The 23955-nt window shown below is 34.2% G+C and carries 13 protein-coding genes; all 13 read left to right on the top strand.

Features of this window, described 5'->3' with window-relative positions; genetic code table 11:
* The first annotated feature begins 3 nt into the window (after positions 1–3).
* The 13 genes from EOD40_RS00750 to EOD40_RS00690 all read left to right on the top strand — a co-directional run bounded on the left by EOD40_RS00750 (position 4) and on the right by EOD40_RS00690 (position 23754).
* Positions 4–1335 (top strand): TolC family protein, encoded by a 1332-nt coding sequence (locus tag EOD40_RS00750; RefSeq protein ID WP_128192992.1) that lies wholly within the window; start codon positions 4–6, stop codon positions 1333–1335.
* Positions 1336–1353: 18 nt separating this feature from the next.
* Positions 1354–2415 carry an efflux RND transporter periplasmic adaptor subunit gene (locus EOD40_RS00745; RefSeq protein ID WP_128192991.1) on the top strand — a complete coding sequence of 354 codons (1062 nt, stop codon included), beginning with the start codon at positions 1354–1356 and terminating at the stop codon, positions 2413–2415.
* A gap of 62 nt (positions 2416–2477) precedes the next feature.
* Complete coding sequence (locus EOD40_RS00740) at positions 2478–5615, top strand: efflux RND transporter permease subunit (RefSeq protein WP_128192990.1); 3138 nt, start codon at positions 2478–2480, stop codon at positions 5613–5615.
* A gap of 37 nt (positions 5616–5652) precedes the next feature.
* On the top strand, positions 5653–6075 hold the full coding sequence (locus tag EOD40_RS00735; RefSeq protein WP_128192989.1) for a DUF2141 domain-containing protein: 423 nt from the start codon (positions 5653–5655) through the stop codon (positions 6073–6075).
* Between the two features lie 221 nt (positions 6076–6296).
* Positions 6297–7436, top strand: a complete 1140-nt coding sequence (locus EOD40_RS00730) for a helix-turn-helix domain-containing protein (RefSeq protein WP_128192988.1) — start codon at positions 6297–6299, stop codon at positions 7434–7436.
* 642 nt (positions 7437–8078) lie between these two features.
* A complete protein-coding gene (locus EOD40_RS00725; RefSeq protein ID WP_128192987.1) occupies positions 8079–10427 on the top strand; it encodes a TonB-dependent receptor in 2349 nt (782 codons plus the stop codon).
* Positions 10428–10533: 106 nt separating this feature from the next.
* Positions 10534–10905 (top strand): hypothetical protein, encoded by a 372-nt coding sequence (locus tag EOD40_RS00720; RefSeq protein WP_128192986.1) that lies wholly within the window; start codon positions 10534–10536, stop codon positions 10903–10905.
* A gap of 359 nt (positions 10906–11264) precedes the next feature.
* Positions 11265–12995, top strand: coding sequence for a family 43 glycosylhydrolase (locus tag EOD40_RS00715; RefSeq protein ID WP_128192985.1), 1731 nt, complete (start codon positions 11265–11267; stop codon positions 12993–12995).
* Positions 12996–13022: 27 nt separating this feature from the next.
* Positions 13023–15590, top strand: a complete 2568-nt coding sequence (locus EOD40_RS00710) for a glycoside hydrolase family 2 TIM barrel-domain containing protein (protein ID WP_128192984.1) — start codon at positions 13023–13025, stop codon at positions 15588–15590.
* Between the two features lie 39 nt (positions 15591–15629).
* Complete coding sequence (gene bglX, locus EOD40_RS00705) at positions 15630–17903, top strand: beta-glucosidase BglX (RefSeq protein WP_128192983.1); 2274 nt, start codon at positions 15630–15632, stop codon at positions 17901–17903.
* Between the two features lie 34 nt (positions 17904–17937).
* A complete protein-coding gene (locus tag EOD40_RS00700; RefSeq protein WP_128192982.1) occupies positions 17938–21150 on the top strand; it encodes an alpha-L-rhamnosidase in 3213 nt (1070 codons plus the stop codon).
* A gap of 34 nt (positions 21151–21184) precedes the next feature.
* A complete protein-coding gene (locus EOD40_RS00695; protein ID WP_128192981.1) occupies positions 21185–22030 on the top strand; it encodes a sugar phosphate isomerase/epimerase family protein in 846 nt (281 codons plus the stop codon).
* Between the two features lie 26 nt (positions 22031–22056).
* A complete protein-coding gene (locus tag EOD40_RS00690) occupies positions 22057–23754 on the top strand; it encodes a GH35 family beta-galactosidase (protein ID WP_128192980.1) in 1698 nt (565 codons plus the stop codon).
* Positions 23755–23955: the final 201 nt, after the last annotated feature.

The following is a 23955-nucleotide window of genomic DNA, read 5'->3' as shown; positions in this document are numbered from 1 at the left end:
ATTATGAATAAAAAAAATGTCTTAAGCTTAGTCTCCTGCTTTTTATTAGGAATCCCGACTTATGCACAGAAGGTTTTTAGTTTAAAGGAGTCTATAGATTATAGTTTAAAAAATCACGGAAGTAATGCGATTTATTTGAATGAAATTAAAATTGCTAAGAGTAGGTCAAAGGAAGCTTTGGCAGACTATTTACCACAGGTAAGTGGCTCTTTTTCATTGGATGATAATATAAAACGCCAGACAACAGTTTTGCCAGGTGCTATGTTTGGGAGTAATCAGGATGTTCAAGTGCAATTTGGAAATAAGTTTAATACTACAGCTGTATTACAATTGGATCAGACTATTTATGATCAGGCGTTGATTTATGGAATAAAAGCGGGTGCTCCTGCCAAAATTATTGCCGAACTAAAACGTCAAAAAAACAATGAGGATCTGATTTATAATACGGCAACAGCTTATTCTCAAATTCTTTTGTTGAAAGAGCAACAAAAAATGCTTTTTGCTAATGAAAAGCAATATGATGAGTTGTTTGCTATTTCTAAATTTCGTTTAGAGAAAGGAGTGGCTAAAAAGGTAGATTTGGATAGAGTAATGGTTCAGCTTAATGATATCAAAGCAAAACAAAAACAGATTCAAACGAATATTAATGTAGCTTATGCTTCTCTTAAGAATGAAATGGGTATGCCTCAAGAGACATCTTTTACTATAGAGGAGAGTCTTGATTATACTAAATATTTACAATTTACAAATGATAGTTTGGATGTAAAGAGTCTTGTTGATTACAAATTACAATCTCAAAACATTGCTTTGAAGGAAATTGATGTAAAGAGAAAACAAGCGGCTTATTTACCTACTATTTCAGGATATATCAGGAATGGACAACAGGCTTTCGGAAATGAATTGGATGCAGCAGTAAGTAATTGGAAAAATTTTTCAGCTATTGGTTTGAAAGCAAATGTCCCTATATTCAGTGGGATGCGTAAGCATTCGCAATTACAGCAAAGTCGCTTGGAACTGGAGAATGCTAAAGAAGATTTTAATTTAAGTATTGGGAAATTTGAGTTGCAGTTTCAGAATGCCAATAAGCAATTACAAGAGAACATTGCAACATTGAATTCAAATAAAAGTAATATGGATTTATCAAAGAGTGTATATGAAACCGGTGTGTTTGAATATAACAAAGGGGTTTCTTTACTCTCTGATTTGTTGAATGCTGATTTTTCCTATCAGCAGGCTCAATCAAATTATTTTTCTTCCTTATATAATTTGATTACTAATCGTTTGCTATATGAAAAGGCAAAAGGATCTATAAGCAATTTTGTAAATCAACTATAATCATAATTTAAAACTATAATGAAAAAGAAAATTATTGTAATATCAAGTGTATTGTTACTTTTTGTTTTAGTAGGCTTTGTTTTAAGTGAAAACAAAAAAGCTATTGATGCAAAAAATGTAGCAATAGATCGTTCAGCTATTCAGGTAGCTGTTACAGTTGCAGAGGTGTCAAAACAAAAAGTATCGGCAAATCTTGAATTACCAGCTACATTAGAGCCTTCAAAGGAAGCTGATATCGCAGCTGTAACTTCAGGTAAAATAACTAGTCTTCGTATTGCTTTAGGTTCAGTTCTTTCTACGGGTCAAGTTATAGGTACTGTAGATACCCGTCAGCAACAAATCAATCTTAAAGATGCAAAAGAAGTTCTTGCAAAAGCCCAAAAAGATTATCAGCTCAATAAAGATTTGTTTGAAGGAAATGCTGGGACTGCTCAAAGTGTAAAAGATGCTGAACGTATCTTGGAAAGTGCTCGTATTAAGTTGTCACAGGTAAATCAACAACTAGGTGACGCAGCTATTAAAGCTCCGATTAACGGTGTAGTTACAGCTAAGAGTGCCGAGGTAGGTGAATATATCAATATTGGAGCTCCGATTGCAAAGGTTGTTGATATTTACAATTTAAAAGCAGTGGTTTTTGTGAGTGAAAAAGATGTTTATAGATTGAAATTAAGTCAAAATGCTGAGATCACTGCTGATGTTTTACAAGGTAAAAGTTTTGGAGGTAAAATAAGTTATATCTCTCCGGTTGGCGATGAAAATCACAATTACCGTGTTGAACTTACAGTGAGTAATAAGTCGGCCATTCTAAAAGCCGGAACATATATTAAGGTTAATTTTAATTTAGGTGTTCAGTCAGATGTGTTACAAATACCGAAAATAGCTCTTGTGGAAGGAACTAAAAATCCATATGTATATGTGGTTTCTGCTAATAAAGCTGTCCAAAGAGTAATTACTGTTGGACGTGAATTTGGAGAGCAAATAGAGGTTTTAGGTGGATTGGACGAAGGTGATGAAGTTATTGTAACCGGACAAATCAACTTAACATCAGGAAGTAAAATTAAGAAAATTGCTGATAATTAATATTCTATTGAGAATGTTAAAAAGAATCAGTTGTTGCTGTTCTAACCATAAAAAAATATAAGATGTCAATTACAGAATTATCCATAAAAAGACCTTTACTAATTACTGTAATCTTTGTTACATTGATTCTTTTCGGATGGATCACATATAAACAATTAGATTACAATCTTTTGCCAAAATTTGAGGCAAATGTAGTTTCGGTACAAACGGTATATAGAGGAGCTTCGTCAGATGAAATTCAAAATAGTGTGACAAAGCCGGTAGAAGAAGCTGTGTCCACAATTGAAGGTGTTAATACTGTTTCGTCTGTTTCTCAGGAAGGTGTTTCAGTGGTAACTATTGAATTAAAATCAGGTTTTGATATGAACAAAGCTCAAAGAGATGCTGAGCGAAAAATTAATGAAATAAAATCGAAATTACCTTTAAATGCTGATGAGCCATTAGTTAGAAAATTTAGTACAGATGAAATGCCAATATTACGAATTAGTGTTACTGGTAAGTTGAGTGATTCTGAATTATATGATTTAGTAGATAATAAAATAAAACCACTGATTGAGAATGTTAGTGGTGTCGGTCAAGTTACATTGATTGGAGGTAATGAAAGAGAAATTCAGGTTACATTAGATAATGATAAGCTACAATCGTATGGGGTTTCTTCCAACCAGGTGAATCAAATTATTGCTAATAGTAATACTTCTTATCCTGCCGGTAGTATTGAGTCTAACAGTAGCCGATATTCCATTCGATTAGATGCAAAAACTTCAAAAGTAGAAGATATGCGCAATTTAATCATCAGGGAGAATGCTGATGGAAGCCGTATATTATTAAAAGATGTTGCGGCAATTACAGATACACAAACAGAACCAACAACTATAAATAGGATTAATGGAGTGTCGGGAATTGGTATTCAGATTAATAAACAGGCTGATGCTAATGCAGTTGAAGTAAGTCAGCAAGTAAAAACAAAATTAGAAAGTATAAAGCAGGAATTTGCAAAACAAGGTTTTAATTATGTAATCGCTGCTGACCAATCTGTATATACGCTCGCATCTGCAGATGCAGTTATGCATGATTTATTCTTGGCTATTTTGATTGTAGGAGGAGTAATGTTGTTGTTCCTGCATAGTTTGAGGAGTTCAATGTTTGTATTGGTTGCGATTCCTTCTGCAATGATACCGACATTTATATTGATGTATGTTTTTGGGTTTTCTTTAAATCTGATGACATTAATGGGGCTTTCGCTTGTTGTGGGTATTCTTGTGGATGATAGTATCGTGGTTCTGGAAAATATATATCGTCATATGGAAATGGGTAAAGATAAGGTCGAAGCTTCGCTTAAAGGACGTAATGAGATTGGATTTACTGCAATGGCAATTACTTTGGTGGATGTTGTAGTTTTCGTGCCTCTTTCATTTGCAGGAGGTCTTATTGGTAATATCCTTAGAGAATTTGCTTTGGTTGTTGTTTTTTCTACTTTAATGAGTTTATTCGTGTCGTTTACCTTAACACCATTGTTAGCTTCAAAATGGGGAAAATTAGAAGTATTGAATAAAAATACTTTTATGGGTAGATTGAATATTGGTTTTGAAGCCTTTTTGGATAGGTTAAAAGAAAGTTACGGTCGTATTTTAATTTGGAGTTTAGGACATAAAAGGTGGATTTTAGGAGGTGTTTTCGTGTTGATGATTGGTTCCTTTACATTATTGGGTAAGGGTTTTATTGGGTCTTCTTTTTCCGGTAATGGGGATAGAGGGGAATTTACCCTGCAATTAGAAACTTCTCCTCAAACTCCCTTGTATTTAACCAATCAGAGAGTAAAAAAAGTAGAACAATTGTTGCTTTCTCAACCAGAAGTAGTTAAGGTTTTTACTAATGTAGGAACACAAAGTGGTTCAACAGGAGGAAGTTCGTCCAGCAGTAATGTTGCAGAATTAGCTGTAACATTGGTAGACAAGGAAGAACGTGAAATTTCGACAGAAGATTTTGGAGCGAAAATTAGAAATGAATCGGCTAATATTCCTGGTATAAAAGTAAGCATAATGCCGACAACTATTGCCGGTACAATCTCACTTCCAATTCAGATAGCAGTTAAGGGTACAGATATGGATTCGATATGGAAAGCTGCTCGATTGGTGCGTGCTATTGTAGCCAAAACACCTGGAACAGATTATGTGGAATACAGTACTAAAAATCCAAAATCGGAAATTTCTATAGATTTAAACAGAGAAAGGGTTTCTCAGTATGGGTTGACTATCCCTGAAGTGGGTAATGCTGTTCAATTAGCCTTTAGGGGAGATAATCAAACAAAATATAAGGAAAGCGGAGAAGAATATCCTGTTAATTTGACTCTTGAAAAAGCTGATCGAATGGATATTGATAACGTTAAACAGTTGACAATTAAAAATAATTCAGGTGCAGTTGTAAGGTTGGATCAAGTGGCCGATGTTAGGGAAACATTGGGGCAGGCGGTGCTTGAGAGAACAGATAAATTAAATACAATTAAAGTGACTTCTGCTGCTGTTGGCCGTCCTAGTGGTACTATAGTTGCTGATATTCAAAAGAAATTGGAGACTGTTACTCTGCCACAAGGAGTTACAATTGATTATTTGGGAGATGCCAAAAACCAGAAAGAAGCTTTTGGAAGCTTAGGTTTTGCTATGCTATTAGGTATTCTTCTGGTGTATCTTATTATGGTCGCTTTGTACGAAAGTGTTGTATATCCGTTTGTAGTATTATTTTCCATACCGGTAGCCATTATCGGGGCTCTTTTAGCTCTGGCCTTGACCATGGAGTCTTTAACAATTTTTGCAATAGTAGGTTTAATTATGTTATTGGGACTTGTAGCCAAAAATGGAATTTTAATAGTTGACTTTACTAATCAATTAAGAAGTGAAGGCTTATCTGTTACAGAAGCATTGGTTGAGGCTGGGAAGGAGCGTTTGCGTCCGATTTTAATGACCACAATTGCTATGATTGTGGGTATGTTGCCTATTGCATTGGCACATGGAGCTGGTGCTGAGGTAAAAAATGGTATGGCCTGGGTAATTATTGGAGGATTGACCAGCTCTTTATTGCTGACCTTGGTTTTAGTTCCATCGATGTATATGATTATCGAGAAAATGAGGTTGAAAGTTAACGGATGGTTTTCTAGTCACGAAGATTTGAAAGTTCAAAAGTTAGAAAATTCAATAGAGGTTTAGGGAACTTTTTATTAATATTCTATAACTCAAATTAAAAATGAAAACAAGATTAACAATTTTATTATCAGTATTAGTATGCAGTGTTTATGGACAGAAACATAATTTAACCATTACACTGCCAAATATTAAGAATTCTGATGGAGGAATTCATGTTTCAGTTTACGATAGTAAAAATAAATCCTCATTTACCAAAATAGGTTATGAATTTAAAGTGATTGATTTCAAAAATGATGGGGTAAAAGGCAGATATGTTATAAAGAATCTGCCAGAAGGAGAATATGCTATTGCAATTTATCATGATGAAAATGGGGATAAAAAATGTAACACAAACCTTATTGGTATACCTAAAGAGGGATATGGATTTACTAGGCTTGAAAAAGTTTGGTCAATCCCTAAATTTGATGAATGCAAGGTACTTCTAAATAAGAATTTGTCTGTTCCCATTAATCTCATTTATTAGATAGCTCAGTATAGCAATCTTGTTACAATAATATTGGCCTCCTTTACAGGAGGCTTTTTTGTAGGCTTATTTTAGGATGAGAAATACAAAAGATATTGGAAAGTAAAAATTATTGATAATAACGAAATTAATGTTAATTTTATTAACGAATTCGTTGTTTTTTAACAAGCTGATAATTATAGCGTAGATGATTAATAAGAATAAAAAAATTACATTGAATTATGGATTTAATATTATCATACATAGGGTTTTCACAATCAATTTTTGCAATAATAATGATCTTGACAAAAAGACCAATGAAAATTGCATCGATAATACTATGTGTGTTGTTAATGGTTTTTGCATTGACCTTTGGGTTTGATATACTTCAACATTATGGTATACTGCCTTCGCGTAGATGGTTTTTGTCATTAAGTCTTAGGATGATGTGTGCTCCATTGTTGTTTTTGTATACAAAATATATAACTAAGGATTTTAATAAATTTAATCCACGCGATTACTTACACGCAATACCATCCATTTCTTTAATACTTGTGTTCTTGATTTTGAAGCTTCAACCGGAAAATAATTCAATTTCGGCTGAATTGTTTTATGAAAAATATAAATTGTTGAGGATGATTTACGGGTGGATTTTTATTTCACTCATAACGTATTATGTTATAAAAGCTTTGACAATTGTAATACAATTTAAAAAGCAAATTAAAGATAACTATTCGTTTAATTCGTATAAGATAAGCCTTGATTGGCTATTTGTAATGATAATTCTGTTTGTTCTTTTAATATTATTGATAATAATTAGTAGTGTTTTGTATGAACAAGGTATGATTAATACTAAAGTTTATATTTTCAGGCATATATTAGAGCTTATCCACGTTTATACATTGAGTATTTGGGGTTTTCATCAAAAACAATTGATATCAGGTACCCAAACTGATTCAGATGGTGAATCTGATTTTGAAGAGGTGTCATCTGGTAAATATGTGAAATCAGGCTTGAAAAAAGAGGATGCTAAGAGCTATGTGGAAAATCTTATAAAGTATATGGACGATTCAAAAGTATGGAAGGATAGTGAATTGTCTATTGCAAAATTAGCATCTCAAACATCAATTTCAAAGCATCAATTATCTGAAGTTCTTAATGAATATCTTGGCAAAAATTTTTATGTTTTTGTAAATGAATACAGGATTGAATATGCAAAGCAATTGTTAATGAATAAAGAATATAGTAACTGGTCAATTATTGCAATAGCTTATGAATGTGGTTTCAATTCTAAAACAGCATTTAATATTTTTTTTAAAAAGTATACGCAACAGACTCCTAGTGAATATAAAAAAATCATTGTCTCTGATCCGGAAAAGTGATTTAGGATTAGTAAAATGGAATACAATTTTAGACAGTAGTGAACTTAAGTTTACTACTGTTTTTTTTTATGCTTTAGGGTGTGAGTAATTATGAAAAAAGAGGGTTGTATTGCAAGGGTAATCCTGTCTAAAATCTAATGAATTATTTATTTTGGTTTATCTGATAAGTGATTTTGAGTGCTTGAGAGGTTTTTTTAGTTGTTTTTGTGATTTTAAGGATAATTAAATGTTTGTTTTTTTATGATTATTTTTAGTGTATGTGTAATTTTATTTACTTTTTTTTATTTAAAGTAAAATTTTTTTCATCCGTACAATTTGTACTTGTTGTTTTAAATAGAGCGTTAATCCCTTGTAATTCAGTATTCCGAGTTAAGTGTACAAGATTCCCAATCCAAAAGAACATGTTTTTTTATTGGGAAAATAAATCGAAACAGTTTTGATGAGTTCACGATATAAATTTGTTAACCAAGATAAAAGTTTGGAAACAACTTAATAGAACTATTACTAACCGTTTGAAAATTTTAAAAATTATTATGAAAAAGATTCTCGTTCTTTTACTAAATGACAGTTAAAGTTAATTATTGACTTCATTTAGACGCTTAAACTTATTTTAAAACAATATTTAATTTTAGAAATATTATTATGAAAACAAAACATTTATTATCCATGTGTGTGATTTCCATTTTTTCATTATCAAATGGTTTGATGGCACAAAAAGTGGATAAAAATAAAAATCAACAAGTTTCAGATTCAACTTCTACTAATAAAAAAGAAGAAAAAAATAGAAATGTAATGTTAAATGCAGATAGTAATATCGGTCCGCGAAATGTAAACATCGGTTTACCATTCACTGGAGATGTTGTTATCTTAGAAAATGATCTTCCTGTTGTATATTACTTTTATCCAACAATCCCAACTACTTCTTGGAGAATGGATAACAGTTTGTCTAAAATGGGACTAATGTCTTTTGCCGAAAGTGCAATCACGACAGGTAAAGTAGGATATGCTGTGAAAAGCTCTGATAGGGATGCCAGTACTAAATTGAAAGGATTTGGGTCTGTATATGTAAATTCATTTGGAGCGTCCAGATATGATTTAACGCTAACTGGACCTCTTGGAAAAAAAGGATGGGGATATATGGTGGATGCCTACAAGAATTTTGACAGAGGTAATGGGACTAATTATAAATTTACCCCATGGAATGACAATACGACAATGCTTAAATTTGCCATTCAGAAAAAATACAGCAAAGGAAATGTGCGTTTGCTTTATAAATCTATTAATGTTCAGTCAGTAGTAACCAATTATAGTCCATTGACCTATAATGGAAACGGTAAGACTACTCCTTTGAGTAATTTTGAGTTAGGAACAGATTCGTATATTCTGGAGACTGGTAAGATACCTTATTATGATTATAATACAGGTGTAGCCTCTTATGCTGATCTAAACAGTAGTAAATTTTCTCGTACAAACTCCAATTCTTTATATTTAACAGGAGAACATAAATTTTCTGGTGGTTGGAATATGACGTATTCAACAATGTATCAGGATGTAAATAGCCCCTTGGCAATAACGTTTCCTTTAACTCTTGGTGTTTATGACCCGGATCGTGCTGCTGCAAGTAATTGGAGTTTTAAATATGCTGGTACGTCTAATGCTTATACTGGTTCTGCACAAATGGTTTCTTCACAGATGATACCACAGTCTAAAAATAATTCAATATTTACCAGAGTGGAATTGACTAAAAAGTTTGGTGTACACGATGTTCGTTTTGGACTTAATCAACTCTACACTCATAGACAATATAATGTTAATTCAGGTTTGTATTTCCAAACAGTTGAAGCTAATCCTAAACTTTTGGATATGTATGTTTTTGTTCCGGCATTTAATATGTCTGTAAAAGCTACTAATGATCATAGTTTGATGCCTGCATCTGCCGGTGGATATGGAAGTGCTACAAATGATAAATACAAAAAGCTGGCTTTATATGCAACGGATGATTTTAAATTAGGAAAAAGATTAGATGTAGGTTTTGGAATTCGTTTAGAAAACCAAACAATTAGTGATAAAACAAATCCCTATATCAATGATTTTGTAAAGGATAGACCTTTAATCAGCAAAGATTTCTCAAATCGATTGAATAAAGTAGGAGCTTTTAATTTTGTGTATAAAATAACGGGTCAGTTTGGTGTTGTAGGAGATGCTACTTATAACTCATGGTATGAGCGTTATTGGGACTATGCTTTTAGAGATGCAAATGGGAATCCTATTCCTGATCCATCAACTCCAGGTGCAAAACCTATGCAAACTGAGGGTAAAGAATTTCAAACAAACGTAAAAAACTTTGGTGGTGGTATTTTTTATAATTTAGGGAATAGCATGCAACTGGTATCTAAGTTAACTTATATCTCTAAAGATAATATTAGAGCTAGTCAATCGGTAACTAACCCTGCTAATCAATCTGAAAGAACAACTTTTGATCCAATTATTTATGATCTAAGTACAGTGGGATGGACTACTGATATTATGGCAAATCCATTCAAAAACTTTTCTATTCATTATTTGTTGACTGTTCAAGCACCTAAATACCAAAATTATTCGTATTCTGCTTATGGGACTACATATGACTATGGCGGTAAATATATTCCTGAATTATCAGGAGTGTTAATGGAAATTGATCCGAGTTACTCTTTGAAAAATGGTATTAGGCTTTGGGCAAGTTTACGTTATTTTGGAAAACAATATGGTAACCCTACAAATGTACTTTATTATAACGGATGGTGGGAAAACTTTGGAGGTGTTGACTACCGTGTAAGTCGTGATATCAACTTGAAACTACAGGTAACGAACTTCTTGAATCAGCAAGGTGTGAAAGGTAAGATACAAGGTGCTGATCAAATTACTGATGCTGCTCCTTTTACTAATCGTACTATTGTAGCGAGTGGTATTCGTCCAAGAACATTTGAGTTAACTTTACAATATAAATTCTAAACAATCAATTTTACATTTTAAAATTTGACAGCACTATTATAAAGTGCTGTCAAATTCAAAAAAAAATAACTTTAATTTAAATACTATTATTATGAAAACAATTAAAATGATGTTCGCAGCTGCTTTACTTATGTTGGTATCAGTTACTGTAAAAGCGCAAGATAAAAAAACAGATTTCTTTGTTGGTAAATGGGAATGTTTAACTGTTGGAACTCCTGGGGGTGATGGTAAATCTACCATAATTTTGAAAAGAAATGCAGAAGGAAAATTGACGGGTTCGTTAATAGCAATGACTAGCTCAGGAAGTGATAATGTTTTTTCAAGAGTAGATGAAAAAGAAAAATCTGTTACTGTGTATTTCAAAGCAAACGGTTATGATGTGTATATCTATCTAGAAAAGGTAGATGATAATCATTTGACAGGTAGTACTATGGATATGTTTGATACTACGGCTACACGTGTCGTTGAAAAAGGCTAAATAGTCCTTAGTTAAAAAAAATGGTTTGTTAGTTAGTTAGTTAATAAGGGTGACTTTTTAAAAGCACCCTTATGATTTCCTACTTATTTTTTTATAGCGTTTTTTGTCCTAAATAATAGTTTTTTTAAATCCTCACCTATTCCTGATTGGAATTATTCAATCAATCTTTATTCTATATTATTTGTAAATAATATATTTAATTAACTAAATATCATTTATTTAAATTCAGATAAAACAGCAATGTGTTTATCAAAAATATTCCATTGGATTAATGGGATGGTTTCTTTATATAGTTATGTTAAGCAATTAAGATGAACTCATTTTTAGAAATTAATTTAATATGTTAGAAAGAATCAATTATGAAAACAACTATAATAAAAAGAGCTTTTTATATTTTGATTTTCTTCGGTTCATTGAAAATCAGTGCTCAAAAGGAAATTAAACGAACTGCTTTTTGTAATCCAATAAACCTGAGTTATAGGTTTCAACCTGAGTTACCATCTCGTCGTGAAGCGGCTGATCCAACAATGGTATTGTACAAAGGCAAATACTATTTATTTGCTTCTAAATCGGGAGGATATTGGGTTTCAGATAATTTGTTGAATTGGTCTTTTATTACAAGTCCTGATCTTCCATTGGAAGATTATGCACCAACTGCTTTAGTAATGAATGAGGAAGTTTATTTTATGGCTTTAGATCGTAGAATTTATAAGTCGTCAGATCCAATGAGCGGGCGTTGGCAAATTGTAAAAGATTCTTTAGATATATATGCAGGAGATCCCTGTTTATTTTTGGACGATGATGGACGACTCTATCTGTACCACGGATTGACAAATTCGAAACCCATCCGTGGAATAGAATTAGATAAAAATACATTTAATCCAATAGGGGAAGAAAAGAACCTTTTAAATACCAATCCAAAACTAAATGGATGGGAAAGAACCGGTGACTACAATACGGAACAGAAAAGACCCTTTTTAGAAGGAGCCTGGATGACCAAACATGATGGAAAGTATTTCTTGCAATATGCTGCTCCGGGGACTCAATATAAAAGCTATAGTGATGGATTATTCATTAGCGAACAGCCATTAGGTCCATTCAAATTAGCTGATAATAATCCGTTTTCATACAAACCTGAAGGATTTGTTTGCTCAGCTGGGCATAGCAGTACTTTTCAGGACAAATATGGTAATTACTGGCATGCAGTTACCATGTTAGTGGGTTTAAAACATCGTTTCGAAAGAAGAATAGGATTGTTTCCTGCTTTTTTTGATAAAGATAACGTGTTTTATACCTATACCGGATTTGGGGATTTTCCACATACTGTTCCAAACAAAAAGATGAATGGCCCTGAGGATTATCAACCTTCTGCCATGTTACTTTCTTATAATAAACCAATTGAGGTTTCTTCTGAATTGGAAGGACATTCAAAAGCATACGCAAGCAATGAAAACATTCAAGATTATTGGAGTGCCAAAACTGGTGATAAAGGAGAATGGTTAATGATTGATTTACAGAATAAATGTAAAGTTAGCAGCGTTCAAATAAATTATTATGATGAAGCTACCAATATTACGGAACGATCACCATCTATTTATCATCAATATTTACTTGAGTATTCTAATGATAAGATAACCTGGAAAACGATTGTAGATAAAACAAAAAACACTTCTGATGCTCCTCATGATTATGTCGAATTACAATCAGCCATATCTGCCCGTTACATTCGGATCACTAATTATCATGTTCCGGATGGGAAGTTTGCAATTTCCGATTTTCGTGTCTTTGGTAAGGCTAATGCAAATAAAACTGAAGCAGTTACAACTTTTACAGCGGTACGTGATATTGCTGATGCATGTACCACGACGCTTAACTGGTCTAAAAAAGAGAGAGCAACAGGTTACAACATTCGCTATGGAACAGCTCCCGATAAGTTATACCTGAATTATCAGGTTTTGGGTGCAAACTCATTGACTATTCATAGTCTTAATGCGCTTCAGGATTATTATTTCACAATTGACACTTTTAATGAAGCCGGAATAACGAAAGGGGAAATTGTTATAAAAGTTCCAACAACCACAAAAAAATAGTAGACAACCAAACTACCAACAAAAAATATGAAAAAAGCAATTTTTATAATGCTTTTGTTAAGCCCATTTATGACTATAAATGCGCAGCGAAAGTTAGAAACAATTAATGAATACTGGCGTTTTGAAAGAAGTGATGTTAATTCGGCACAGGATGCAGCATTCAATGACCAAAATTGGGATATTGTAAATCTACCACATACATGGAATGCTGATGACGCCATGAAAGGGATTAATTATTATCAGGGAATTGGCTGGTATCGAAAAAAAATGATCAGTAAAATTAGTCAGGATAAAAAATATTGTCTGTATTTTGAAGGTGCCTTGCAGGATGTATATGTATTTGTGAACGGAAAACAAGTGGGAAGACATCAGGGTGGTTATTCTGGTTTTAGGTTTGATGTTACATCATATTTAAATAAAGGGAATAAAGCAGTAAATCAAATTGCGGTTAAAGTTGATAATACTCTCAATCCTTCTATCGCTCCCTCAGCTTTTAGTGCTGATTTTAATTTCTGGGGAGGTATTTATCGAGATGTTTATTTGGAAGAATATAATCAGGTACATTTTCGCAACGACAACTATGGTTCGAAAGGTGTATTTGTAGAAACGCCTGAAGTAAGCAACGAATCAGCGAGTGTAAAGATTTGGGGCGAAATCAAAAACGAGGGATTAAATGCATTATCGGTAAAGATTAAAAATATAATTGTTGATGCCGAAGGGAAAATAGTTAAAGAATTAATCTCAAAATTAAAAGTCGAATCTGGAAAAAATACTCCTTTTACAGCGTTGTCTGGAAAAATAACAACACCAAAATTATGGTCTCCAGATTCTCCTTATCTTTATCGTGTAAAGACCCAAATTATTGAAGAAAAAACAGGAGCAATTTTAGATTTGATAGACAATCCTCTTGGGTTTCGTTGGTTCAGTGCTGATACAAAGCAAGGATTCATGCTTAATGGGAAACCTATAAAATTAATCGGTGCCTGTCGCCATCAGGATTATGAAGGGTTAGGAAATGCGTTGAGTAATGATTTGAACCGTTATGATATTAAACTGATTAAGGAAATGGGGGCAAATTATATCCGAATATCTCATTATCCCCAGGATCCTTCCGTGCTGGAAGAATGTGATAAGCTAGGATTGATAGCTTGGGAAGAAATACCCATTGTAAACGCAATTACTCCTACAAAAGAGTTTTTTGAAAACTGTCGTATTAATTTGACCGAGATGATCAGACAGCATTATAATCATCCATCTGTTATGCTTTGGGGTTATTCTAATGAGATATTAATTGGCGGTTATTCTGATGCACTTGGCGAGTTACATAAGGAATTGGAAGCATTATGTCATAAAGAAGATCCTAATAGACTTACGGGGCTGGCTTTTCACGCAAGTCCGCTTTACAATAAAAAAGGACTGGGTGATTTGCCTAATATTGTTGGATGGAATCGTTATGAGGGATGGTATCGAGCAACACTTGCTGATTTTGGGAAATTTTTAGATGAAGAAAATACTAAATATCCAAATCGTCCTTTAATAGTAAGTGAATATGGTAGCGGATCTGATACACGCCTTCATAGTCTAAGCCCGGAAAGCTATGATTTCAGTATGGAATACCAACAGCTATTTCACGCTTCTTATCTGAAACAAATCCTTGAAAGGCCTTTTGTGATTGGTTCATCTATTTGGAATTTTATTGATTTTGGAGTGTCTAAACGAGGAGAATCTATGCCTGGAATCAATAACAAAGGTATAGTTCGATATAACCGTAAGCCTAAAGATATCTATTATTTTCTACAAGCAGCACTTACTAAAAAGCCAGTGCTTTATATAGCTTCTAGAGATTGGGTCGATCGTATCGGAACTTCTGCTTCAATAAACGAAAATTTCGCAAAACAACAAGTCAAAATATTTTCCAATTTGCCTGAAGTGGAATTATTGGTTAATGGTAAATCGGTTGGTAAACAAAAAGTAGTTGATTTTACTGCTGTTTATGAAGTCCCTTTTGAAGACGGCAAAAATATTCTCGAATTAATTTCAGGAAATCAGAAAGATGTGTGTATCGTTAATTTCAAAGTTCTACCTTATGATTTGCGAAGCAGTAAGGACAAGGAATTGGTTGTAGCCGTAAATGCAGGTTCAAAATGTTTTTTTACCGATCCTGATAACCGTGTGATTTATCAACCGGATCAAGCCTATCGAGAAGGTGGCTGGGGACATATTGGTGTTGATTTAACAAAAAAAACGACTTTAAATATGCCTCATAATGTCAAAGCTACCACTATTGATCCACTTTTTCAAACAGCTAGATTAGGTATGGAAGCCTATAAGTTTGATGTACCGGACGGTCGTTACGAAATTGATTTACAATTTTGTGAACTGCAGGAAAGTGAAGCCGGTAAAAGAGTATTCAATGTCAGCATAAATAATGAAGAGGTGCTCTCTACATTTGATTTATTCGAACTTTCTAGTTCGCTTACAGCTTCTATTAAAACATATACCATCGAAGTTAAGAATGGCAAAGGAATTCGAGTTGATTTTAAAGCTATAACCGGACAGCCAATTATAAGTGGTATCAAGCTAACCAGACTTTAGTATGGTATTGTTAGGTTTTAAATATAATTTATAAAATAAATGAAACACACACAATTTCATAGTATATGTCTTCTTTTTTCTCTGCTGTTCAGTACTATTTCTGCACAGAGCCAGAATAGTGATGATAAAAAAATGAATGCTTTTATCACGGCATTAATGAAAAAAATGACTTTGGAAGAAAAACTCGGACAGATGAATCTGGTTACTCCAGTTTCCAGAACGGGTCCTTTTGCAACCAAGAATACATTTGAAAAATTGAAAGATGGTTCTGCAGGAAATGTTTATGCAATTTTGGGGACCCCAAAATCGGTCCATTCCAGAGCAATTCTTGCCGATAGTACGCGCTTGAAAATTCCGTTTTTAAATGGTTTGGATATTATTCATGGATACAAAACAATTTTTCCTATTCCTCTTGGCCTTTCTTGTTCATGGGATACAACTCTTATTGAGGAAACTGCCCGTGTAGCCGCCACTGAAGCTTCTGCCGCAGGTTACAACTGGACGTATTCTCCTATGGTTGATATAACGAGGGATCCCCGCTGGGGTAGAGTTATGGAAGGTGCTGGAGAAGACCCTTATCTTGGGGGATTAGTTGGAGCAGCCATGGTGAAAGGATACCAGGGAACTAATTTGCGAAATGAAACTTCTTTAATGGCATGCGTTAAACATTTTGGGATGTATGGAGCTGCAGAGGCTGGAAGAGATTATAATACAACTGATATGAGTCGTTTGACTATGTATCAGAATTATCTTCCGCCATATAAAGCAGCCATTGATGCAGGTGCAGGAAGTATAATGACTTCATTCAATGATATTGATGGTGTTCCTGCTACTGGTAATAAATGGTTACTAACTGATTTGTTGCGCAAGCAATGGGGGTTTAAAGGTTTTGTGGTTACTGATTTTAATGCCATTCAGGAAATGATAGCTCACGGAGTAGCTGAAGATTATAAACAGGCTGCCGAAATTGCACTAAATGCAGGGGTGGATATGGATATGGCAAGTGAAAGTATGAGAGCGGCTATGGCTGAATTGTTGAAAGAAAAGAAGATTACTTTGGCACAAGTCGATGTTGCCTGCCGAAGAGTACTGGAAGCAAAATATAAATTAGGCCTTTTTGAAAATCCGTATCGTAATTTCAACCTTGAAAAAGCTGAAAAAACTTTCTTGACAGAGCAAAATATCAAGGTTGCAAAAGATGCAGCACTTAAGTCAATAGTTCTTCTAAAAAATGAGAATATGACTTTACCACTGAAGAAAAATACCAAGATTGCCCTTATTGGGCCATGGGGTAATGATCAGGCAGAAATGTCAAGTATGTGGGCTTTTGCAGGAGAAACCAATACTGTTGTTTCATTTTTAGATGGGATAAAAAATCAAAATCCTAATGTGGTCTTTAGTGCAGGAAGTCTGTCTACTGATAATACAGTTTTTATCCAGAAAACACGTAGTTACTATAATGAAGAAGAACAGCAAAAATTACAAGCTGAAGCTCTTGAAGTTGCTAAAAAATCGGATGTAATTGTAGCCGTTCTTGGAGAATCTAAAACAATGTCTGGTGAAGCAAAAAGCTTTACTGATATTTCAATACCAGAGTGCCAGAGAAAGCTTTTGAGAGCTTTGAAAGCAGCAGGCAAACCTGTTATTTTGGTTTTGGTTAATGGACGTCCATTGACTATTGAAGAAGATTTGCCTTATGCAGATGCCGTATTGGAGACTTGGCGTTTAGGTAATGAAGCAGGAAGTGCATTGGCTGATGTATTATTTGGTAATTATAATCCTTCAGGAAAATTGACAATGACATTTCCACGTTCTGTTGGGCAGATTCCAATTTATTACAATCATAAAAATACAGGACGACCTTATACCGAGGGAAAGAAAGAAAACTTTGTATCTAATTATCTTGATATGAAAAATTCTCCTTTATATCCTTTCGGTTACGGTTTGAGTTATACCACATTTACCTATGATAAAATAGTGTTGAGTGATGAATTGCTTACAGGAAATAATAAAACACTGAAAGCTACTATCAAAATTACCAATAGTGGTAAATATGCAGGAGAAGAAACGGTACAATTTTACCTAAACGACCCGGTAGCATCGGTTACACGTCCTGTAAAAGAACTAAAAATGTTTCAGAAAGTATTTTTATTACCTGGAGAGACTAAGGAGTTGACTTTTTTGATTACTCCTGAAAATTTGAAATTTTATAACAGTCAATTGAAATGGGATTGGGAGTCAGGAAAGTTTAACGTGTACATCGGCACAAATTCAGAGGAGGTAATGCAGGCAAGTTTTGTTTGGAAGAAATAGAATTTTGTTTAGATGTTTTTAAAATAATTGAACTATGATTTATAATAAGAAAACTATTAAGTTGGGCATTTTCGCCTTTTGGATAATGTTGTTTGCTGTTTTTCAGGTAAAAGGGAATAACTCTATTTCTGAAAAACAAACTGTACCCGTTAATCTCAGATGTGATTATTTGGTAAACCCTATGGGTATTGGAAATTTGAATCCAAGTTTATCATGGCAATCAAGCACATCTCAAAATAATTATTTACAAACAGCTTATCAGATAATTGTTTCAACAAGTCCAAAGTTTTTAACGGAAAATAAATGTGATGTTTGGAACAGTGGAAAAATTTTAGGTGGTGAATCGGTATCTATACCTTATGCGGGACCAAAAGTAGAATCCCAAAAAAGATATTATTGGACAGTTAGGGTATGGGATAACAAGGGGAATGTTTCCTTGTGGTCAGACTCGGCTTTTTGGGAAATGGGAATTTTAAATACTAAGGACTGGAGTGCTAAATGGATTTCAGATACTCATAATGAAGTAAAGTCAGATCGTGAAAATATGAGATGGATTTGGTTAGCAAATCAAGATGCAACAGATGTACCGTCAAAAACGAAGGCATTTTTTCGTCTCAAAATAAATCTTGATGAGTTACCAAAGACTGCTAGTTTGCAGACTGTTGCAAGAGGTGATTATCAGTTATTTGTAAATGGTAAATTGGTTGTTACAAAGAGTAAAGCTTGGCAAACGTTTGAACGTCAGGAACTCATTGGATATTTGAAATTAGGAGAAAATGTAATTGATGTGAAAGTTTCAAGTGTAAGAACAGCTTCATTTTCACAAAGCACAGGTAAAGCATATCCTGGCAATTATTCTGCTTTTGCAGCAGTATTAAGAATGGAAGAAAAGGATGGAAAAATTATTAAGTTTCCAACTTCTAGCAGTAATTGGGTTTCTAGAAATAATAATGAGGTTGATTGGAAATCGCCTAAAGTAGTAGGAGAATTGAATGAACCTAAATTCGGTTTAGATCCAGGACCACTTTCAGAGTCAGCATCATATATGCGTAGAGCTTTTAATGTGAAAAAGACAGTAGCATCAGCACGGTTATACGTTTCTGCATTAGGTACTTATAGAATGTATGTTAATGGACAGCGCATTGGAAATAATGTGTTGACACCAGAGTTTACCAATTATAATAAAAGATTAACCTATCAAACTTACGATATAACTGCCTTGTTGAAAAAAGGCCAAAATGTCGCTGGTTCTTTGTTAGGAGACGGTTGGTACGGCAGTCCGTTTGGGTGGAATGGAGAGTATGATCTTTATAATATGACTTCAAATAAGTTATTGGCAGAGATTCATGTAAGCTATACTGATGGGACAAAAGATAAAATTGTAACAGATGATTCCTGGAAATCAAATTCTTCCCCAATTTTAATGTCAGAGATATATGCAGGGGAATTTTACGATGCCAGATTAGAACAAAATGGCTGGAATAATTTAGGATTTAATGACAAAGGTTGGAGTTCTGTTAGTGTTATGGAAGGCAGTTATAATAATCTGTCACCTCAGGTAAACAATACAGTTAAGGTAACACAAACGGTAAAGCCAGTTGAAATTCGTAAAACCGGAGATCATCGATGGATTATTGATATGGGACAAAACCTTGTAGGTTGGACACGATTAAAGGTAAAAGGAGAGGCTGGGACACAAGTAAAAATGCGATTTGCTGAAAAATTGAGTTCAAAAGACAGCTTGTTTGTTGATAATCTTCGAAATGCAACTGCAACAGACAACTATGTACTCAAAGGAAAAGGAGAAGAAGAATTTATCCCTCATTTTACCTTTCATGGTTTTAGATATATTGAAATATCCGGTTTTCCGGGGCAACTTACAGACAAGTCTGTTGTTGCCGAAGTTATAAGTTCTGTAGATGAGGTTACAGGTTTTGTAAATACATCAAGTACTTTAATAAACAATATGTATTCACTAGGTATCTGGGGGCAACGTGGCAATTTTATTAGTGTGCCAACAGACTGTCCTCAGCGGGACGAAAGAATGGGATACACGGGAGATGGCCAGGTTTTTTGGAGAACAGGAACCTATAACTATGATATTGCAGCTTTCACACATAAGTGGATGAAAGATATCAAAGACGAACAAACCGTGGATGGTGGATTTACAAACACGGCACCTGCTGTACCCAAAAATAACAGAAAAAATGGTTCGCCAGGCTGGGAAGATGCAGGAGTAGTTGTTCCTTGGGGATCTTGGATGCAGTATGGAGACAAGAGTGTTATTCACGAAAACTGGCCTGCAATGGTTCGTTATATGGATTATGTGGCAGCGATGAGTAAAAATTATATTCGTCCTGGAGGATACTTAGGGGATTGGTTAGCTCCAGATACAACTACGCAGAATAATTTAATTAGTACAGGTCTTTGGGCTATGACAGCCAATATGATGTCCCAGATGGCAACTGCAATAGGAAAAGAGGATGAAGCAAAAAAATATTTGGAGTTAAGGGAGAAAATAAAAGAGGCTTTTCAAAAAGAATTTATAGCTGCTGATGGAAAGGTAGGATCTGGAAGCCAAACTTCTTATGTCATTGCTTTGCATACCGGAATGGTTCCTGATGCTCTAAAAGCAACTGTAACGGAAAAATTGGTAAAAGCGATTGAAGCACATAATTGGCATTTGTCAACAGGATTTTTGGGAACTCCTTATTTACTTTTTGCATTGTCAGAGAATGGAAGAGCGGATGTAGCTTATCGATTATTGCTTAATGATACCTATCCATCTTGGGGGTACATGATTAAGAATGGAGCAACTACTTGGTGGGAACGTTGGGATAGTGATAAAGTGGAAGCATCAATGAATTCTTATAATCATTATGCTTTTGGATCTGTTGTGGAATGGATTTATCGTTCAATGGCAGGTATTAATGCAGACCCTAATGCAGCTGGATTCAAGAAAATTATCATCAGTCCCGTATTTGACAAGTCTGGAAAGATTACCCAGGCAAAAGGTGAATACAAGTCTGTATATGGTGAAATTTCATCGGAATGGAAAATTCTTCCAGATAATAAAGCAGTACTGAAAGTCAAATTACCTGCAAATACTACAGCTAAAATAGTATTACCTGCAAATGTCCATATTATTGGTGTAAAGAATGGAGGGGTATTAGAAAATAATAATTCATTCAATAACTCTAAAATGGAGATAGGATCTGGTGTACATGAGTTTGAAATAAGATTATAACATTAGTCATTTTTTAATTAAGTAGACAAAACCGATGGCAATTCAGGCAATCCAACAGTTTCAGCTTCGGACTGTGTTAGGCAGTGAAAAAAAAGCAAGGGAAACATTACGGGCAGTTAAGGAATCAGGATATGAGGCTATAGAACTGAATGGTTTTATGATAAAAAAAATGCCTTTGATTGTTCCTCTTTTAACCAAACTTGCAGGGATGCCAATAGGATTTAGCGGACGTCTTGACTGGAAAAAGTTGATAGCGGAATCGGGTTTGTTAGTTGTAGGTATTCATGAAGATTTGAGAAGTATTTTGAAAGATCCTCTTAAAATAATTGAAGAAGCTAGAGCATATCAAACAGATTACATTATTGTTACAGGAATGTTTCGGTATGATTATTCCAGCCAACAGGCAGTGAACGAGTTGGCAAACAAATTAAATCAGGCAGGTAAACTGTTGGATGCAGCTAATGTGCAACTCCTATATCATAATCACAATTGTGAGTTTCGTAGATTAGAATCGGGTAAGACAGCATATCAGTTATTGCTGGAAAAAACAAATCCACAATATGTGAACTTTGAATTTGATTCCTATTGGGCTATAGAAGCTGGTTGTGATGCTGTTGCCTTAATGGAAACTCTTGGCGATAGAATGAAATTATATCACATTAATGATCGTGGAACGAGGATGAAAGGCAGTAAAGGATCAATAGTGAAATCGGACGGAATGGAATTAGGGTATGGAAACATAAACCTAAAGGCATTAATTGAATCTGCAAAAAAGAATGGTGTGAAAGCAATTATTTTGGAAACACATAGAAATTGGGTGGACAACTCACCTGTAAAGTCTTTTCAGCTAAGTGCTGAATTTTTAAAGAAACATATTTAAATCAAGAATATTCAAATTTAATTTGTATGAAACAAATACTTTTTTTTATAGCATTTTTTATCATAACTAATGCTAATTGTCAAAAATATAGCGCACCTTATCTTAAGAAAGTTGGCGGGAAAACGGAATTAATAGTTGATGACAAGCCTTTTTTAATGTTATCAGGAGAGTTACATAACTCAAGTACAGGAAGTGCTGCATACATGGAACCTATTTGGGAGCGTATGGCACAAAAGAATCTGAATACAGTTTTGGCTGCTGTTTCATGGGAAATGATTGAGAAAAAGGAAGGGACTTTTGATTTTTCATTGGTAGACGTGATGATTAATGGGGCCAGAAAGCAAAATTTGAAGTTAATTCTCTTATGGTTTGGTAGCTGGAAAAATGGATTGTCAACTTATACTCCTTTATGGGTAAAGAATGACTACAAACGTTTTCCATTAATAAGAAATACTGAAGGGGAAACCAGAAATGCGCTTTCTACTTTTGGTGAAAACTCACTTAAGAGCGATACCCTGGCATTTTCAGCATTGATGAAGCATATTAAAGAAGTTGATCAGAGAGACCACACTGTAATTTCAGTTCAAGTGGAAAATGAAATTGGAGTTTTGGCCTCAAGCAGAGATTACAGTGCTAAAGCTAATACAGCTTTCAATAGTAAAGTTCCTGATGAATTAATGAATTATCTTCTTAAGAATAAAAACAGTTTACACCCAGCATTATTAAAAGTATGGGCTGCCAATGGTTATAAAAAGGTGGGAACCTGGGAAGAAATTTTTGGGAAAGGCGAAGAATTAGATTCCAAAGATTGGAAAACTAATTTTTCATTTTATACCGAAGAGCTTTTTATGGCCTGGAATTATGCAAAATATGTTGGTGAAATTGCAAAGCAAGGAAAAAAGCAATATTCAATCCCAATGTATGCAAATGCTTGGCTCAAGAAAAAAGGGGGACGTCCGGGAAGATATCCCTCAGGTGGTCCATTGCCTCATGTGTTTGATATATGGCGGGCAGGTGCACCATCGATTGATTTTTTTGCACCGGATATTTATGCAGTGAAAGAATTTGACTGGATGTGCGAGGAATTTACCAAATCTGGAAATCCTTTATTTATTCCTGAAACAACAGTAGATTATGAGGGAGCGGCCAGAGCTTTTTATGCTTTTGGAAAATATCATGCTTTAGGATATTCTCCTTTTGGAATAGATGGAGGAGGATTACTGCTTACTGCTGATCCTAAAGATTTTTCAATTCAGAGGGCATATAATTGTTTAAAGAATATTTCTTCTTTCATACTAGAAAATAGAAACACCGAGAAGATGACAGGGCTATTACTACAGCAAGGCGAAGGATCTGCGAAGATTGAGATGGCTGATTTGGATATCGTTGCTGAAAGGTATTCCTCTAAAAACACAGGAGACTTAGTTGGAGTTGATGCGAGCCTTAAAGGAGAAGGTAATCAGAGTGCTGCTGGTTTACTTATAATAAAATTAGCTGACAATGAATTTTTAGTAGCAGGAGGTGGTGGTGTTATGGTTAAAATTGCACAAAATGCAAGAAATAAGTCAAATGTAGGTTATGCTTCTGTCGAAGAAATAATTGTAGAAAATGGTAAAATGCAATTTCATTTACTCAATGGAGACGAGACCGCCTTTGGTGGACCCATTATTCCAGTAGGTGATTTTAAGGCATTTAAAATCAAAGTATATGAGTATGAGAAATAGTATTAAAGAGGGGATTTGAAATAAACGCAAGATACCATACGAAATAGTATCATGGCAAGGGGCAAACAAAAATATGTTGTGCTATAATTAAGCCCGGAGAAGTGAAAATATTTAAGATCAAAATGTATTCCTATTAAGCTTGTTTTTAAGAATGAATTTATTCAGGGACTGTATCATTTTTAGCCAGATTAGTCTCTAGTT

This window comes from Flavobacterium sufflavum (assembly GCF_004016525.1).
GTDB classification, from domain to species: domain Bacteria; phylum Bacteroidota; class Bacteroidia; order Flavobacteriales; family Flavobacteriaceae; genus Flavobacterium; species Flavobacterium sufflavum.
Note: the sequence above shows the minus strand (reverse complement) of the source record. Positions and strands in the feature narration are given on the sequence as shown.

Bases quoted from the DNA above. Each gene is read 5' to 3' on its own strand.
- EOD40_RS00750 (WP_128192992.1), top strand. From the start codon at position 4: ATGAATAAAAAAAATGTCTTAAGCTTAGTCTCCTGCTTTTTATTAGGA.
- EOD40_RS00745 (WP_128192991.1), top strand. From the start codon at position 1,354: ATGAAAAAGAAAATTATTGTAATATCAAGTGTATTGTTACTTTTTGTT.
- EOD40_RS00740 (WP_128192990.1), top strand. From the start codon at position 2,478: ATGTCAATTACAGAATTATCCATAAAAAGACCTTTACTAATTACTGTA.
- EOD40_RS00735 (WP_128192989.1), top strand. From the start codon at position 5,653: ATGAAAACAAGATTAACAATTTTATTATCAGTATTAGTATGCAGTGTT.
- EOD40_RS00730 (WP_128192988.1), top strand. From the start codon at position 6,297: ATGGATTTAATATTATCATACATAGGGTTTTCACAATCAATTTTTGCA.
- EOD40_RS00725 (WP_128192987.1), top strand. From the start codon at position 8,079: ATGAAAACAAAACATTTATTATCCATGTGTGTGATTTCCATTTTTTCA.
- EOD40_RS00720 (WP_128192986.1), top strand. From the start codon at position 10,534: ATGATGTTCGCAGCTGCTTTACTTATGTTGGTATCAGTTACTGTAAAA.
- EOD40_RS00715 (WP_128192985.1), top strand. From the start codon at position 11,265: ATGAAAACAACTATAATAAAAAGAGCTTTTTATATTTTGATTTTCTTC.
- EOD40_RS00710 (WP_128192984.1), top strand. From the start codon at position 13,023: ATGAAAAAAGCAATTTTTATAATGCTTTTGTTAAGCCCATTTATGACT.
- bglX (WP_128192983.1), top strand. From the start codon at position 15,630: ATGAAACACACACAATTTCATAGTATATGTCTTCTTTTTTCTCTGCTG.
- EOD40_RS00700 (WP_128192982.1), top strand. From the start codon at position 17,938: ATGATTTATAATAAGAAAACTATTAAGTTGGGCATTTTCGCCTTTTGG.
- EOD40_RS00695 (WP_128192981.1), top strand. From the start codon at position 21,185: ATGGCAATTCAGGCAATCCAACAGTTTCAGCTTCGGACTGTGTTAGGC.
- EOD40_RS00690 (WP_128192980.1), top strand. From the start codon at position 22,057: ATGAAACAAATACTTTTTTTTATAGCATTTTTTATCATAACTAATGCT.